Raw genomic sequence first — 14,602 nt, forward strand, 5'->3', positions numbered from 1 at the left:
GTGTTGCTCCTAAATGTTTGCCTGTCCGTCAGGCGGTCAGTTAAACACAAAACCACCGTTGACCGGTATCAGTTGGCCGGTGACAAAATCCGCCAGCGGCGACAATAGATAGAGCACGCTACCGGTTACATCGTCCGGATGCTGTGCGCCTGCCAATGCCCGGCCCTGCTCGTAAAGCTGATGCCGTTCGGCAGGGACGTATTCGGTGGCTTCAACGCGCGTCAGGCCCGGTGCAATGGCGTTGACGCAGATGCCCTGCGGCCCCAGCTCACGTGCCATGGAGCGGGTCATCGAGATGATCGCCCCTTTGCTCGCCACATAGGCCATCAGTTTGGGCGCGCCCCACAAGGCGGTATCCGAGGCAACATTGACGATTTTGGCATGCGGCGTTTGGGCTAATAATGGCACCGCCGCCTGACTCACCAACCAGGTCCCCCGCACGTTGACCTGCATGACCTTGTCCCACAGCTCAATGTCGTATTCCATCATGGTTTTGCCACCGACACCGGTTGCCATCGCGGCGTTGTTCACCAGCCCGTCGATCGCGCCGCCCTTGGCAATCGCACTGAACGCCGCAGTGATGGATTGCGGTGAAGCCAGATCGATAACCTGAGCTTCAACCTGTGCACCCTGCTCACGCAGGCTGGCGGCGCTGTCCTGCAACTCCTCCGCCAGGATATCGCACATCACCACGCTGGCCCCGGCCTGAGCCACCGCAGCGGCAAAGCTGCGCCCCAGCCCACGCGCCGCTCCGGTGACTACGATACGTTTTCCTGCCAGCAAGCCGCTCACTGTGCCGCCTCCAGCTCGCTGAGCGTTGCCAGCTGCTTTTGTGCCTCTTTCTGCATCATACGGCGCAGGCGCGAGAGGCCTACATCGTGCTGATACAGGTATTCACGACCGCGCGCGTTCGGTGCCATGTTCTCCAGCACGATGCGATCCTGCTCCAGTACGTCCCAGTGCAGTTCTTCCAGACGATTGCGATACATAAAGCGCCATGCGTCACGCTGCCAGTCTTTTACTTTGCGGATACGCCAGAAGAATACCCGGCAGTGATCTTTATCTTCCGGCACCACCATGCCGATGATCCAGAAGTGGCCGCCCGGCCCAAAACGCTTTTTGTAAGGGATCGACAGGCGCATCCAATAGGCACCACTGCTGCCAAATTCGACCCAGTCAAAGTTCACGCCAATCTGGCCGTTCTTTTTAAAGATGAAACCGCTGTCGGTGGGTTCCAGCGCCATATCCGCCTTGCGATCCCCTTCCGCCATCGAATGTGATGAAGAGTGCAGGTAGGTGCCATGCATCGGATCCATCACGTTTTCCAATGCGTATTGATAGTTACAGTCCCAGCTGGCGGTACACAGGAAGTGACTGTAATTGGCCTCATCCGCCAGTTCCTGCGGGAAGCTCAGTTCGGCAGGCTGTTCGTCGGCGGTGACGCCGAAATACAGGAACACCGCACCGTAAGCCTCTTTCGCCGGGTAGGATTTCAGGCATTTTTGCCCTACCAGCGGGCAGCGGTCTACCGCTGGCACATCTTTAACCTCGCCATCGCCACCCACTTCAACGCCGTGATACCAGCAGGCAATGCGATCGCCAAGGTTCCAGCCCATCGACAGGCGAGCGCCACGATGCGGGCAACGATCTTCCAGTGCGTGGATCGCCCCTTGTTTATCGCGCCACACCACAATCTGTTGTTCAAGACGGGTGATGCCCACCGGGTTGTTACCCACTTCCCAACTGGCCAATACCGGGTACCACATACCGCGCAGGCCCTGATCCAGATAGTCTTGTACCGTCTGTGCGGAGGATGTTGTGTTTGCTGTCATTGTCCTTCTCCCTGTGCGGCTCAGAAACCGTTGACGTGTAGGAATTCGCGGAACGTGGCTTCATTCCATGGCTGACCACTGCGATCGAACAGGCGACGCTGATTGAGCGCACTGACGATCTGCTCCAGTTCCTCCGCCCCTTGCTCGAAGATCTCTTCCAGCGCGGCTACCAGCGCGGTTTCAAACCCGTCTGGCACGCGCGCCCGGGTTTGCCAGATCACATTCTGAAACTGGCCGGGTTGGTGGATTTGGCCGTTGCCGCCCTCACGCGCCGGGATCACCTGTTGGGTATCCGGTAGCCAGGGGTTGAAATCGGTAATGTGCTGCATGCTTATTCCTCCGCGATAAAGGTGATTTGGATTTGATTGTCGATCACCCGGGTAGGGTAGGTTTGCAGATCACGGCCACCGGGTTCGCGCAGGCATTGGCCGCTACGCACATCGAACACCGCTTCGTGCAGTGGACACTCCACTTTTCCGTCATCGACAAACCCTTGGCTGAGCAAGGCATAGGCATGCGGACAGACGTCTTCCAGCGCGTAATATTGACCGTCGATCAAATAGACGCCGACCTCTTTTCCCTCAATATTGGCGGAGAAAGGAAAATCTTCTTTAACTTGAGACACTTCGCACACGTTCTTCCAGCTCATTGCTTCTGTCCTCTATCTGATTGTTTCATATATGAAACTCAGTTTCTTATTTAATACAGTCACTATAGATATGGCGAATCTTTCGTCAAGCCAGCAAAGAGAAGAATGTTAATGATTGGTTATTTTAAAGTTACAACTGCGGAGTGGATCACGAAAAAATGCACCAGGGGTGAAAACAAAGCAAAACGGCCCCAGTCATCAAGACTGAGGCCGTTTAATCCGTAGTGATTGGCAGAAAACGCCGACTTAGCGCCCTTTCTTCTTGCACCCTGGCTGAGCAAAACGCTTACGCGCCGGTGCGTGACTGCCCGCTTTATCCGCAGTTTTCTGCCCGCCGCTCACCGGTTTTTTTACCGCAGGCTTGGGCTTGGCCGCTTTCTTGGTCGGTTTGGCCTCTGAGGACGAGTCCTCGATCAACTTAAACAACTCAACCAGTTCGTCGTCCGTCAGATCGCGCCATTCCCCTAACGGCAGCCCGGACAGGCTCACGTTCATGATGCGGGTGCGCTCCAGCTTGGTCACCTCATAACCGAAATGCTCGCACATGCGGCGGATCTGGCGGTTAAGCCCCTGCACCAGTACGATACGGAACACAAAGGGAGCTTCTTTCTTCACCTTGCATTTCTTAGTCACCGTGCCCAGCATCGGCACTCCGGCACCCAAACCACGGATAAAATCGTCGGTCACCGGTTTGTTAACCGTGACCAGATATTCTTTCTCGTGGTCGTTACCGGCGCGCAGGATCTTGTTCACCAGATCGCCATGGTTGGTGAGGAAGATCAGTCCCTGTGAATCTTTATCCAAGCGTCCAATCGGGAAGACACGGGTGCTGTGGTTGACGAAATCGACAATATTGTCTTTCTCACCGTCTTCGGTGGTACTGACGATCCCCACCGGCTTGTTCAGCGCAATAAAAATCAGGTTGTCTTCGTTACGGGGTTCAATAAGCTGCCCGTTAACCTTGACCACGTCACCAGCGAATACCCGATCGCCGAGCGCCACGCGCTTACCGTTGATAAAAACATTGCCCTGTTCGATGTAACGATCGGCATCGCGACGCGAGCAGATACCGCTCTCGCTAATATATTTGTTGAGGCGTATAGATGGTTTAGTCAGCACGGTTCCTCCGTAAACGCGAAATACACTTTATCTTCACGGCAATATTTTCATGATGGGGTGCGGGAGATTCGGGGCGCAGCATACAGCGCCCCTCCCCATCCAGCAATCTGACTATGCCTGCTTTTTGGACGCTTGTAGATACAACATTTCCAGGCCCAGCGTTGCCGCTGCCAGTGCGGTGATCTCAGACTGGTCGTAAGCCGGAGCCACTTCTACCACATCCATGCCGACAATGTTCAGCGATTGCATACCACGCACCAGTTTCAGGGCGCGATCGGAGGTCAGGCCGCCGATCACCGGGGTGCCGGTGCCAGGTGCGAAAGCCGGATCCAGGCAGTCGATATCGAAGGTCAGATAAACCGGCATATCGCCAACGATCTGTTTGATCTGCGCCAGCAGATCGTCCACGCCACGATCGTTAACCTGTGCAGCATCCAGTACGGTGAAACCGTTGTCACGATCGAACTCGGTACGGATACCGATCTGCACCGAATGATTGGGATCGATCAGGCCTTCGTTCGGCGCATGGAAGAACATGGTGCCGTGGTCAAACTTGCTGCCGTTGGCATAGGTATCGGTATGGGCATCGAAATGCACCAGCGCCATTTTGCCAAAATGCTTGGCATGCGCGCGCAGCAGCGGCAGCGTAACAAAGTGGTCACCGCCGAAAGAGAGCATGCGCTTGCCGGCTGCCAGCAGTTTTTCTGCGTGCGCCTGCAGCTTGTCGCTCATATCCTGGGCATCACCAAAGTTGAATACCACGTCACCACAATCGACCACGTTCAGACGATCGCGCAGATCAAAGTTCCACGGCCAGCGCGCCCCTTCCCATGCCAGATTGGTAGAAACCTGGCGGATCGCCGCAGGGCCATGACGCCCACCGGCACGGCCGGAGGTAGCCATATCAAAAGGAACACCAGTGATCACCCACTCTGCATCGCTATCGTAAGGCATAAAATTCAGCGGAAAGCGCAGGAAACCAAAGGCGTTGGACACTAAGGAATTATCGGGCTGATGGCCTAAGGTACTCATATTTACCCTCATTTTTCAACGGTTCGCCCTTAGCCGGACGCTTGGGCGGTAGCAAAAAAAAATCCCTCCCGCGTCGTTAGCCCGACGAGAAAGGGATTTATTCGATGTCTGTTTCAATGGGTAGATTATCGCCGCAATTGGTTCACTCTTCAAGGTACTCGTCATTACCAAGTATAGAAGAGACAACCTGTCATCAGTTAACCAATAGCGGCTCTGTGCGATATTGCACCGGGAACAGCCGTTGTAACTGTTTTATCTTCGGTAAATCATTCACCACGATATAGGGCTGATCCGGGTTAAGGGTGAGATAGTTTTGGTGGTAAGCCTCGGCAGGATAAAAATGACCATTGTCCTCAATGCGGGTCACCAGTGGTTTGGCAAAGCGCTTGCTGGCATCCAGCTGTGCAATATAAGCCTTGGCAACCTGCTGTTGTGACGCCGTCAGTGGGAAAACGGCTGAGCGATATTGCGTGCCACTGTCCGGCCCTTGGCGATCGAGCTCGGTTGGGTTATGTGCTACCGAAAAATAGATTTGCAGCAGTTGGCCATAGGTAATCTGCTGTGGATCAAAGGTGACCTGCACCGACTCTGCATGGCCGGTATCCCCTCCACTGACGGCCTCATAATTAGCCGTTTGTGCCGCACCTCCGGTATAACCGGATATGGCATTGGTCACGCCTTTAACATGTTGGAACACCCCTTGTACGCCCCAGAAACAACCACCGGCAAAGATCGCGGTTTCCGAGCGCGATGTCGTCGGCGCTTCGTCTATTACCGGCGCAGGGATCGCTACCGCCGCCTCGGCATCACCCAGTGGCCAAGCCACGCTCTGCAAACAGAATCCGGCGGCAACCACTATCGCGCCCCATATGCCGTATTTACCTAGCGATGGCAGCGTTTTGTCTACGTTTCTCATGTTATTCCTCACTATTCTGGTTAGGCAGAGCTTGGCGTGAACAGCATGGCGATGCCATTCATGCAGTAGCGCAAACCGGTGGGTTGCGGGCCATCGTCAAATACGTGCCCCAAATGCCCACCGCAGCGGCTGCAATGCACCTCTTCGCGAACCATGCCCAGCGTTCGATCCTTACGCGTCGCCACCGCCTGTTCGAGGGGTTGCCAGAAACTGGGCCAGCCGGTATGGCTGTCAAACTTGGTGTGGGAAGAAAACAGCGCCTGCTGGCAACCCGCACAGGCAAACTGACCATCGCGGTGCTCATCGTTAAGCGGGCTGCTGTAAGGGGGCTCTGTGCCTTCCTCGCGCAAAACCGCATATTGGCTGGCAGAGAGCCGTTGCCGCCATTGCTCTGCGGTATAGTTGACGGCAAACGTCTCCGCCATCGCCGAACGAGAAAAAAGGGCAGGCAGCACGCCCACGGCATAGGCCACAGAAAGTGCCCCACCGCCCAGAATAAAATACCGTCTGTTGATCATCATCGTTACCTCTGGTGCTATTCACCGACAATGACAAACTACAGAGAAAGTCGTGACCAAATCCTCACGGAGAGTTCACAAATTTGTGATAACTGGGAACGCTGCATTAATACGTTGAAAGTTTAAATGGAATTTCTAATTTGGCGGGGTAAGGGCTAAGAGGGAAAAATGAAGGAGCGCAGCCTCTGCCGCGCCCCTGGATAGGAAGTATGTCAGCCTATCGGCATAACTTACTCATCTTCGAGATAAGTATAGCCATACAGACCAGCCTCGAACTCTTCGACAAATTGCGCCTGCAACTCCGCGTCAAGATCGGTTTCTTTCACCTGATCGCGGAATTTAGCCAGCAGCGCGATCGGATCGAGCTGCACGTATTCCAGCATGTCGGCTACGCTATCGCCTTCATCAGACAGCTCGGTTTCTACGCTGCCATCAGGGAACACAAACACATCCACCGACGCCGTATCACCAAACAGGTTGTGCATATTGCCCAGGATTTCCTGATAGGCACCAACCATAAAGAACCCCAGCAGAGGCGGGTTTTCCGGATCGTACGGCGGCATCGGCATGGTGGTGGCTACGCCGTCACCATCAATATAGTGATCGATGGTGCCATCGGAGTCACAGGTGATATCCAGCAATACCGCACGGCCTTCCGGCGGCTTGTCCAAGCCTTCCAACGGCAAGACCGGGAACAGCTGGTCGATACCCCAGGCATCCGGCATCGACTGGAACAGTGAGAAGTTGACGTAGAACTTGTCCGCCATCCGCTCCTGCAATTCATCAATGATTGGCCGGTGCGCGCGATTGCTCGGATCGAGCTGCTGCTGGATCTTGTTGCAGATATTCAGATACAGCTGCTCGGCATAGGCACGCTTGGTCAGATCCAACATGCCATGGGCATACTGGGTATGCACATCGTGCAGATCCATCTGGCTATCGTGCAACCATTCACGCAGCGAACGACGGTTTTCCGGCTCGTTCATTTCCTGCCAGGTTTCCCACATGCTTTCCAGCGCGCGCGGCGCATCTTCGACCGGGGGAACTGGCTCACAGAATTCGTTGCGCTCAACGCCAATGACGTTGGAAACCAGCACCGTATGGTGGGCGGTTACGGCACGGCCAGACTCGGTGATCACCGTTGGATGCGGCAGGCCATGCTCATTACAGGCATCACCGATCCCCCAAATCACGTTGTTGGCATATTCATTCAGGCCGTAGTTGACCGAACAGTCGGACTGCGAACGGGTGCCTTCATAATCCACACCCAGGCCGCCACCTACGTCGAAACATTGAATGTTGACGCCCAGCTTATGCAGCTCGACATAGAAACGCGCAGACTCACGTACGCCAGTGGCGATATCGCGAATATTGGCCAACTGAGAACCCAGGTGGAAATGCAGCAATTGCAGGCTATCCAGGCGGCCCGCTTCACGCAGGGTCTCCACCAGCTTCAATACCTGAATGGCGGCCAGACCGAACTTGGATTTCTCGCCACCGCTCGACTGCCATTTACCTGCCCCTTGTGAGGCCAAGCGGGCACGCACGCCCAGGCGTGGTACGACATTCAGGCGCTCAGCTTCTTCCAGCACCATCTGGATTTCCGACATCTTCTCGATCACCAGGTACACTTTGTGCCCCAGCTTTTCACCAATCAGCGCCAGACGAACATATTCACGGTCTTTGTAGCCGTTACAGACGATCACCGAGCGGGTCATACCGGCATGGGCCAGTACCGCCATCAGTTCCGCTTTGGAACCCGCTTCCAGCCCCAGTGGTTCACCGGAGTTGACCAGTGATTCAATCACGCGACGGTGCTGGTTAACCTTGATCGGGTAAACCAGGAAGTAACCACCTTCATAGCCGAAGGATTCACGCGCACGTTCGAACGCGGCGTTAATGGAACGCAGGCGATGCTGCAAGATCTGCGGAAAGCAGAACAAGGCTGGCAGGCGCTGGCCATCTTTTTGGCGCTCTTTCACCAACTCGGCAAGATCGACGCGCGCATGCGGGACGTCTGGGTCCGGGCACACGCTGATGTGGCCCAGCTCATTGACGTCAAAATAATTGTTGCCCCAGTAGGCGACGTTATAAGTGCGCAGCATCTTGCTGGCATTACGATCATTCATGGCAACCTCCTGCATGGAGCGTAAAGATAAATTATCACCCGCTACTGACGGGTGTTGGATCGGCATATCTTCAGACATTACTCGCCTCACCTTGCATACTGACGATATAGTCAGCCACTATCGCAGCTACAACCCGCGAGAACAACCCGGAAACACCCCATTTTAGCAGTGAATTCACCTGCCGTTCGTGGTCAGCGATCGGTTTATACCCAATAGATTTATTGTAAGACACCCTGTTCAAACCTCGTGAATCGGGTAAAGAATCATCCCACAGTTGGCTGCAGGCTACCCTTGTTCAGTGCTTCAGACAGCCGTTAACCGGCCCGAGAATCCTGAGTGGCGCCCAGATGTGTGTAACATCGGGTAGATGGCGTAGAGACAAGACGGGAAATAGCACAAGAATGCGCGCCAGAACGGCACTGCTGTTGAGAACCAACAACCAGTAGACAACGGATCATTAATCCAACCACCTCCACGCATGCCGCTCGCGATGAACGACAAAGCCTCTATATAGTATAAGAACGTGAACGTTCAATGAAGCGGCGGCCCCATCATTGGGTACCTACGGTAGATCATGGCGCGGCGTTGCCGGGTTTACAGAAAGTTTCAATTCTCTGCAACACGCTGTGCACCAAATGAACCGCGCGCGCAGTTTATACCGGACCCCCGGGCAAAATGCAAAATGAAAATTCGCCAGAAACTGTTTCAAGCGATGAAAATGGCGGCAAGCGGTTTGCCCAAAAGAGCGTTAGGGCAAAAAATTGCTGGCAATCCGGCTAAAGGCTGACCTAAAATAGACGTCCAGATGTTAATCCATCTATACTGATTAACCGATAAACTGCTTAACGGCTTTGCCTGAGGGGCGTTGCAGGATGCATCTCGCCATCAGCGGAAGACCCTTCGCTTTGATGCCCGGATCTCCAGCGCTGTGCAGTAATTTCCAACCCGTCTTTTGCAAGGTAAAGAACACCATGGCTAAACACCTCTTCACGTCCGAATCTGTTTCCGAAGGACATCCGGATAAAATTGCCGATCAAATCTCGGATGCCGTTCTTGATGCCATCCTGGAACAGGATCCAAAAGCCCGCGTAGCCTGCGAAACCTACGTGAAAACCGGCATGGTGCTGGTTGGCGGCGAAATCACCACCAGCGCCTGGGTCGATATCGAAGAGATCACCCGTAAAACCGTACGTGAGATTGGCTATGTCCATTCCGATATGGGCTTTGATGCCAACTCCTGTGCCGTATTGAGCGCCATCGGTAAACAGTCACCGGATATCAACCAGGGTGTCGATCGTAGCGATCCGCTGGAGCAAGGTGCTGGCGATCAGGGCCTGATGTTCGGTTATGCCTCGAATGAAACCGACGTGTTGATGCCTGCGCCAATCACTTATGCTCACCGTCTGGTTCAACGCCAGGCCGAAGTGCGCAAAAATGGCACCCTGCCTTGGCTGCGCCCAGACGCCAAAAGCCAGGTCACGTTCCAGTATGACGATGGCAAAATCGTCGGCATCGATGCCGTGGTGCTGTCAACCCAGCATTCCGATGATATCGCGCTGAAAGATCTGCAAGAAGCCGTGATGGAAGAGATCATCAAGCCGGTACTACCAGCCGAGTGGCTGACCGCAGGCACCAAATACCACATCAACCCAACCGGCCGTTTTGTTATCGGTGGCCCAATGGGTGACTGTGGTCTGACCGGTCGTAAAATCATCGTTGATACCTACGGTGGCATGGCCCGTCACGGTGGCGGCGCATTCTCCGGCAAGGATCCTTCCAAGGTTGACCGCTCTGCGGCCTATGCTGCACGCTACGTGGCAAAAAACATCGTGGCCGCGGGTCTGGCAGATCGCTGTGAGATCCAGGTGTCCTACGCTATCGGCGTGGCAGAACCAACCTCCATCATGGTGGAAACCTTCGGCACCGAGAAGATCTCGACCGAGCAACTGACCCTGCTGGTGCGTGAGTTCTTCGATCTGCGCCCATATGGCCTGATCCAAATGATGGACCTGCTGCAACCGATCTACCGTGAAACCGCCGCTTACGGCCACTTTGGCCGCGAACACTTCCCATGGGAAGCGACCGACAAGGCTGCCCAACTGCGTGAAGCGGCTGGTTTGAAGTAAGCCTGAGCGTTAGACGTAACAACGGCGAGCCTGAGGCTCGCCGTTTTCGTTTGTAGATGGGTGCTCGTAGATCTGCACGCTTACAACCAACGGGCGGGAGCTAGCCCCCGCCGTTGGGTTGCCTTACCGTTCGGATCCGTAGGCCAAAATGGCCGCAACCTCCGTGTTGCCCGATCGAATGCGCAGCTCACAAAGCTTGCTGCGCGTTATCCATACCAACAAGATTACGGTGGTACAGATAACGACCAGTTTTACGATATCTCCTCTGTTTGGCATCATGCCTCCTTATCCTTGCCTCGCGGCGAGTAAGAAGCTAACCTAACGTTGTTCGGCGTTAGAGTTGGCCTCGGGTTGATATTATCGACCTGGGGCTTTTCTCTTTGTACCTTTCGCTCAGGCTCCAGATACAAAGATCCAGAGCACCCACCCGCAGTATATTCACCTCACCAGCCCGACTGGCGGCCGTTTTACCCCTAACTTTCAACTTTGCGCAGTGCCACGCAATGCATTGTAACGGCCTGAAAAAACCAAGGGCCCAGCAATGCTGAGCCCTTGGTGGCAAAGGTGGTAACCGAGATAATCTACGAAGTTTGCTTACGCAGCAGATAGACAAAGTACGGTGCGCCAATAAAGGTCGCCAGCAGCCCTGCGGGGATTTGGTAAGGGAACATTACCATCCGGCCACACCAGTCCGCAAACACCATCAGCAGGCCGCCTAGCAGCGCAGCAATCACCATCTGCGGCAGCGCCCGGCGGAATCCCAACATGCGGGCCATATGCGGTGCCATCAGGCCAATAAAACTCAGCGGCCCGACGGTTAGCGTCGCCATCGCCGTCAGCGTTGCCGCCAGCAGCAAAATGCTCAGCCTGGTCGGCGTCAGAGCAATCCCTACGGAACGTGCTGTAGCGCCGCCCAACGGCAGAATTGTCAGCCAACGTCTGCACAGTGGGGCCAACACTATCAACACGCCAGCAATCGCCGCCGTACGTATTGCCTGCGGAGCATCCACCGAGTAGGTAGAACCGGAAAGCCACACCAACAGCCCCCCCATACGGGGATCACCACTGGCCAACAGCAGGAAAATGGTCGTGCTAAAGGCGGTGCTGAGGGCGATCCCCGCCAACAGCATGCGTTCGGTAGAGAATCCGCCGCGCCCAGCCGCAATCATGATGATCAACAGCGTAGCCGCCGCCCCCAGACTCCCGGCGGGTAACAGCCACATAAAAGCATCACCAGGGACGATAAACAGCATCATCACCACGCCGAAAGCCGCGCCGGAACTGATCCCCAGCACTTCCGGGCTGGACATCGGGTTACCGGTCAGTTTCTGGATCAGCGTTCCGGCTACCGCCAGCATCATCCCGGCCGCCAGGGCAGAAACCACTCGTGGCCAGCGCCAAGGCATCAGCGCCTGTAATTCACCGCCTACGCTCCAGTGCCAGCCGTGGGGGTTTTGCCCAAACATCAGCGCCACCGCAATCCCGGCCAATAGTAAAACGCTCCCCAGCAGGATCCATATCGGCAAGTTACCACGTTCGATAGGCACTTTGTCGCCTAAGTCCATCGGCGGAGGGGTTGCGCTGCTGCGTAAGCGTGGTAACAACCAAAGCAGCAACGGCGCACCAATCAGTGCCGTCGCCGCACCGGTCGGGATTTCACGCCATACCAACGTCAGCCAGATCATCACCTGATCGGTCAACCACAGCAGCAATGCCCCCAATAGTGGAGCCAACATCATGCGGTGGACCAAACGGCGAGCTCCCAGCATCTTGGCCATCAACGGGGCAAATAGGCCGATAAAACCGATCACGCCGACCGCATTGACCAACATGGCGCTGAACACAATCGCCACCGCCAACGCGGCAAAGCGCGACATTGCCAGGCCCAGGCCCAGATTACGTGCCACACCGTCGTCCAGCCCTAACAGCGTTAATGGGCGGATCAATAACGCGGCCAGTACGGCAACCAGCAGCAAGCGCGGCAGGATAAACTGCACCGTCCCCCAATCCTGCTGATTTAGCGCTCCGGTGCTCCACAGGAACAGGCCTTGCAACCGATCGTAATTGAACAACGCCAGCAGGCTATTGACCGCCCCGCAGTACAGACCAAGTACCAGACCGGCCAGAATCAACGTCACGGGCGACATCCGTTTGCCCCAGGCAACGCCGAACACCAGCCCGCCGACCACAATGGCACCGACCATCGCCGCCAGCTGTCGGGTCAATTCGCCCCCAGGCAGCATAAACAGCGTGGCAATCGTCAAGCCTAGCTGAGCCCCGGCAGCCACGCCGAGCGTGGCGGGTTCCGCCAAAGGATTGCGTAATACCTGCTGGAACAGTACGCCGACCAATCCCAGTCCGGCCCCCACCAGCAACGACACTGACAGACGTGGCAATAGGCTGTAGTGGAACAACATCTGGTCGACATTGTCGATATCTGGCTGTACCAACGCCTGCGACCACTGGCTCCACGTCAGTTGATGCAACAGGTTGAAGAGCGTCAGGCTACCCGCCGCGGCCAGCAATAAAAGGATCAGCGCTATCGGCAAGATACGCAGGCGTGTACTCATGAGCGAGTCTCCTGCGCCTGCTCCAGCAAGCGGCAAAAACGCATGGCCGACAGCGTGGCGCCGTAGAACCACACCGCTGGCACCTGCCGCAGTTGGCCCTGGCGGATAAACGGTAAGGCCTGCCACAACGGCGTCTTGCTGACCTTATCCATCATGGCTTGATTACCGTGATCGAGATAAATCGCTCGCGCATTTTTTATTGCCGCCAGACGTTCGATCCCCACCACCGAGGTCCCCCAGAAGTTGGTTTCCCCCTGCCAGGCATTCTCGATGCCTAGCTGATCCATCACTTCCTGAAACAGGCTCTTCTGGCCGATCACCAACACGTGCCGAGGATCGAGCAAAGCAAACAGCAGCAGCGGCTGTTGCCGATACCCCGCCAGGCGGTTACGCGCCTCTCGCATAAACGCATCAAACTGTTGCAGATGCTGGGTAGCCCGCGCTTCCAGACCTATCCGCTGTGCCAATTGCAGCAACGAGTTTTTGCCCACGGTGAGCGGTCTACCGCTGCCGTCGTTAAAGCCAAACTCCATCGTCGGGCCGATAGGCTGCAGTTTTTGTGGCGTAGGGCCATAGCCTTTGGAAAGCAGGATCAGAGAAGGTTTGAGCTGCTGCAACAGCTCCAGATTAGGTTCGGTACGTTGACCGACGTCGATCACCGAGTCCGGCAACCGAGGATCTTGTACCCACAGGTTGTAGTTGTGGATATCGGCAACCGCCTGCGGCATCACGCCCAGTGCGATCAGTAGCTCGACCGGTAGCCACTCCAATGCCGCGATATGGGTGATATCGGGTAAACCTGTCGCACGCGACGGTAAAGAAAACAACAGAGGCGATAACGCCATCGCCGTTAATAAACGCCGGCGCAGCGGGTCATGATGAAAATCGGCAGAGATAGGCATTAATAAACGAAGCTCACTGGTGCACCGCCACTTGGATGCGGCAATATGCCCATCGGGATGCCGTAGATCTGTTCCAGCACCGGCCCTTGCATCAGTTCGAGCGATGACCCTTGGGCAATCATTTCGCCGCCGCGTAGCGCCACCAGATGGTCGCAATATCGAGCCGCCATGTTGATGTCATGCAGCACTGCAATCACCGTCAAGCCGCGCTCGTGGCTCAGGCGTTGGATCAACGCCAGCACTTCAACCTGATGGGCAATATCCAACGCCGAGGTCGGTTCATCCAGCAATAGACAACGGCTATCCTGCGCGACCATCATCGCCAGCCAGGCCCGTTGACGTTCACCGCCGGAGAGGCTGTCTACCAGGCGGTTGGCAAAGGATTTGAGCCCCACCAGCCCGATCGCCTCTTCTACCAGCTCGCGATCGCCGACCTTGAAACGGCCTAACGCGCCGTGCCACGGGTAGCGCCCGATGGCGACCAGTTCGCGCACCGTCATCCCTTCCGCTGCTGGCAATTGCTGCGGCAGGTAGGCCACTTGACGAGCAAAAGCTTTGCTGTCCCATTGGCCCAGCGGTTGCCCGTTAAGCAGCGCCTGGCCGGAGGTAGGATTTTGGTGACGACCGAGGATTTTCAGCAACGTGGATTTGCCGGAGCCATTATGCCCAATCAATCCACACACTTTGCCTTGAGGAAAGGCCAATGATAGCGGCTGTAACAACACCCGCCCTGGCACAGCAAAGCTAACACGGTCGAGCTGGAACGTAGCATCGCGATTAAGGTGTTTATCCTGCATAGGCCCTGCTTG

15 protein-coding genes are annotated in these 14,602 nt (G+C 55.9%); 1 reads left to right on the forward strand and 14 read right to left on the reverse strand.

Annotated elements, in window-relative coordinates; genetic code table 11:
• Positions 1-36: 36 nt before the first annotated feature.
• The 10 genes from ACMV5H_RS00290 to ACMV5H_RS00335 all read right to left on the reverse strand — a co-directional run bounded on the left by ACMV5H_RS00290 (position 37) and on the right by ACMV5H_RS00335 (position 9,168).
• The gene (locus ACMV5H_RS00290) at positions 37-792 is read right to left on the reverse strand and encodes an SDR family oxidoreductase (RefSeq protein ID WP_059201723.1); all 756 of its coding nucleotides are present in this window, start codon (positions 790-792) and stop codon (positions 37-39) included.
• Positions 789-1,832 (reverse strand): aromatic ring-hydroxylating oxygenase subunit alpha, encoded by a 1,044-nt coding sequence (locus tag ACMV5H_RS00295; RefSeq protein ID WP_021179761.1) that lies wholly within the window; start codon positions 1,830-1,832, stop codon positions 789-791. The genes ACMV5H_RS00290 and ACMV5H_RS00295 overlap by 4 nt, the downstream gene beginning before the upstream one ends.
• A 20-nt stretch (positions 1,833-1,852) precedes the next feature.
• Positions 1,853-2,161, reverse strand: coding sequence for a recombinase-like helix-turn-helix domain-containing protein (locus tag ACMV5H_RS00300; RefSeq protein ID WP_021806235.1), 309 nt, complete (start codon positions 2,159-2,161; stop codon positions 1,853-1,855).
• A 2-nt stretch (positions 2,162-2,163) separates the two neighbouring features.
• Positions 2,164-2,481 carry a Rieske (2Fe-2S) protein gene (locus ACMV5H_RS00305; RefSeq protein ID WP_021179759.1) on the reverse strand — a complete coding sequence of 106 codons (318 nt, stop codon included), beginning with the start codon at positions 2,479-2,481 and terminating at the stop codon, positions 2,164-2,166.
• A 246-nt stretch (positions 2,482-2,727) separates the two neighbouring features.
• On the reverse strand, positions 2,728-3,600 hold the full coding sequence (gene rluF, locus ACMV5H_RS00310) for a 23S rRNA pseudouridine(2604) synthase RluF (RefSeq protein ID WP_414821284.1): 873 nt from the start codon (positions 3,598-3,600) through the stop codon (positions 2,728-2,730).
• A 111-nt stretch (positions 3,601-3,711) separates the two neighbouring features.
• Entirely contained in the window at positions 3,712-4,632 is a 921-nt protein-coding gene (gene speB / locus ACMV5H_RS00315; RefSeq protein WP_021179757.1) for an agmatinase, read from the reverse strand.
• Between the two features lie 193 nt (positions 4,633-4,825).
• Entirely contained in the window at positions 4,826-5,548 is a 723-nt protein-coding gene (msrA, locus tag ACMV5H_RS00320; RefSeq protein WP_021806237.1) for a peptide-methionine (S)-S-oxide reductase MsrA, read from the reverse strand.
• A gap of 20 nt (positions 5,549-5,568) precedes the next feature.
• Positions 5,569-6,069, reverse strand: a complete 501-nt coding sequence (gene msrB / locus ACMV5H_RS00325; RefSeq protein WP_245208533.1) for a peptide-methionine (R)-S-oxide reductase MsrB — start codon at positions 6,067-6,069, stop codon at positions 5,569-5,571.
• 227 nt (positions 6,070-6,296) lie between these two features.
• On the reverse strand, positions 6,297-8,273 hold the full coding sequence (gene speA, locus ACMV5H_RS00330) for a biosynthetic arginine decarboxylase (protein ID WP_414821285.1): 1,977 nt from the start codon (positions 8,271-8,273) through the stop codon (positions 6,297-6,299).
• 748 nt (positions 8,274-9,021) lie between these two features.
• Complete coding sequence (locus tag ACMV5H_RS00335; protein ID WP_021179752.1) at positions 9,022-9,168, reverse strand: hypothetical protein; 147 nt, start codon at positions 9,166-9,168, stop codon at positions 9,022-9,024.
• Here ACMV5H_RS00335 and metK point away from each other — a divergent pair.
• Positions 9,167-10,321 (forward strand): methionine adenosyltransferase, encoded by a 1,155-nt coding sequence (gene metK / locus ACMV5H_RS00340; protein ID WP_021806239.1) that lies wholly within the window; start codon positions 9,167-9,169, stop codon positions 10,319-10,321. The two genes, ACMV5H_RS00335 and metK, sit on opposite strands and share 2 nt — an antisense overlap.
• 123 nt (positions 10,322-10,444) lie before the next feature.
• Here the strand turns inward: metK and ACMV5H_RS00345 are convergent, their stop codons facing one another.
• From ACMV5H_RS00345 to fhuC, 4 genes are all read right to left on the reverse strand, one after another.
• Positions 10,445-10,597: a Hok/Gef family protein gene (locus tag ACMV5H_RS00345; protein WP_037375722.1), complete on the reverse strand. Its 153-nt coding sequence runs from the start codon at positions 10,595-10,597 to the stop codon at positions 10,445-10,447.
• A gap of 305 nt (positions 10,598-10,902) precedes the next feature.
• Positions 10,903-12,891 carry a Fe(3+)-hydroxamate ABC transporter permease FhuB gene (fhuB, locus tag ACMV5H_RS00350; protein ID WP_414821286.1) on the reverse strand — a complete coding sequence of 663 codons (1,989 nt, stop codon included), beginning with the start codon at positions 12,889-12,891 and terminating at the stop codon, positions 10,903-10,905.
• Positions 12,888-13,793: a Fe(3+)-hydroxamate ABC transporter substrate-binding protein FhuD gene (gene fhuD, locus ACMV5H_RS00355; RefSeq protein ID WP_414821287.1), complete on the reverse strand. Its 906-nt coding sequence runs from the start codon at positions 13,791-13,793 to the stop codon at positions 12,888-12,890. The genes fhuB and fhuD overlap by 4 nt, the downstream gene beginning before the upstream one ends.
• Positions 13,793-14,590, reverse strand: a complete 798-nt coding sequence (gene fhuC, locus ACMV5H_RS00360; protein ID WP_021806242.1) for a Fe3+-hydroxamate ABC transporter ATP-binding protein FhuC — start codon at positions 14,588-14,590, stop codon at positions 13,793-13,795. Before fhuC ends, fhuD begins: the two co-directional genes overlap by 1 nt.
• Between the last annotated feature and the right edge of the window lie 12 nt (positions 14,591-14,602).

The organism is Serratia sp. N21D137 (assembly GCF_047530005.1).
GTDB lineage: Bacteria > Pseudomonadota > Gammaproteobacteria > Enterobacterales > Enterobacteriaceae > Chania > Chania fonticola_B.

Excerpts from the sequence above, each read along its gene's own strand:
- fhuC (WP_021806242.1), bottom strand. The coding sequence starts at position 14,590 with ATGCAGGATAAACACCTTAATCGCGATGCTACGTTCCAGCTCGACCGT.
- ACMV5H_RS00295 (WP_021179761.1), bottom strand. The coding sequence starts at position 1,832 with ATGACAGCAAACACAACATCCTCCGCACAGACGGTACAAGACTATCTG.
- speB (WP_021179757.1), bottom strand. The coding sequence starts at position 4,632 with ATGAGTACCTTAGGCCATCAGCCCGATAATTCCTTAGTGTCCAACGCC.
- speA (WP_414821285.1), bottom strand. The coding sequence starts at position 8,273 with ATGTCTGAAGATATGCCGATCCAACACCCGTCAGTAGCGGGTGATAAT.
- ACMV5H_RS00335 (WP_021179752.1), bottom strand. The coding sequence starts at position 9,168 with ATGGTGTTCTTTACCTTGCAAAAGACGGGTTGGAAATTACTGCACAGC.
- ACMV5H_RS00345 (WP_037375722.1), bottom strand. The coding sequence starts at position 10,597 with ATGCCAAACAGAGGAGATATCGTAAAACTGGTCGTTATCTGTACCACC.
- metK (WP_021806239.1), top strand. The coding sequence starts at position 9,167 with ATGGCTAAACACCTCTTCACGTCCGAATCTGTTTCCGAAGGACATCCG.
- ACMV5H_RS00305 (WP_021179759.1), bottom strand. The coding sequence starts at position 2,481 with ATGAGCTGGAAGAACGTGTGCGAAGTGTCTCAAGTTAAAGAAGATTTT.
- msrB (WP_245208533.1), bottom strand. The coding sequence starts at position 6,069 with ATGATGATCAACAGACGGTATTTTATTCTGGGCGGTGGGGCACTTTCT.
- fhuD (WP_414821287.1), bottom strand. The coding sequence starts at position 13,793 with ATGCCTATCTCTGCCGATTTTCATCATGACCCGCTGCGCCGGCGTTTA.
- ACMV5H_RS00300 (WP_021806235.1), bottom strand. The coding sequence starts at position 2,161 with ATGCAGCACATTACCGATTTCAACCCCTGGCTACCGGATACCCAACAG.
- fhuB (WP_414821286.1), bottom strand. The coding sequence starts at position 12,891 with ATGAGTACACGCCTGCGTATCTTGCCGATAGCGCTGATCCTTTTATTG.
- msrA (WP_021806237.1), bottom strand. The coding sequence starts at position 5,548 with ATGAGAAACGTAGACAAAACGCTGCCATCGCTAGGTAAATACGGCATA.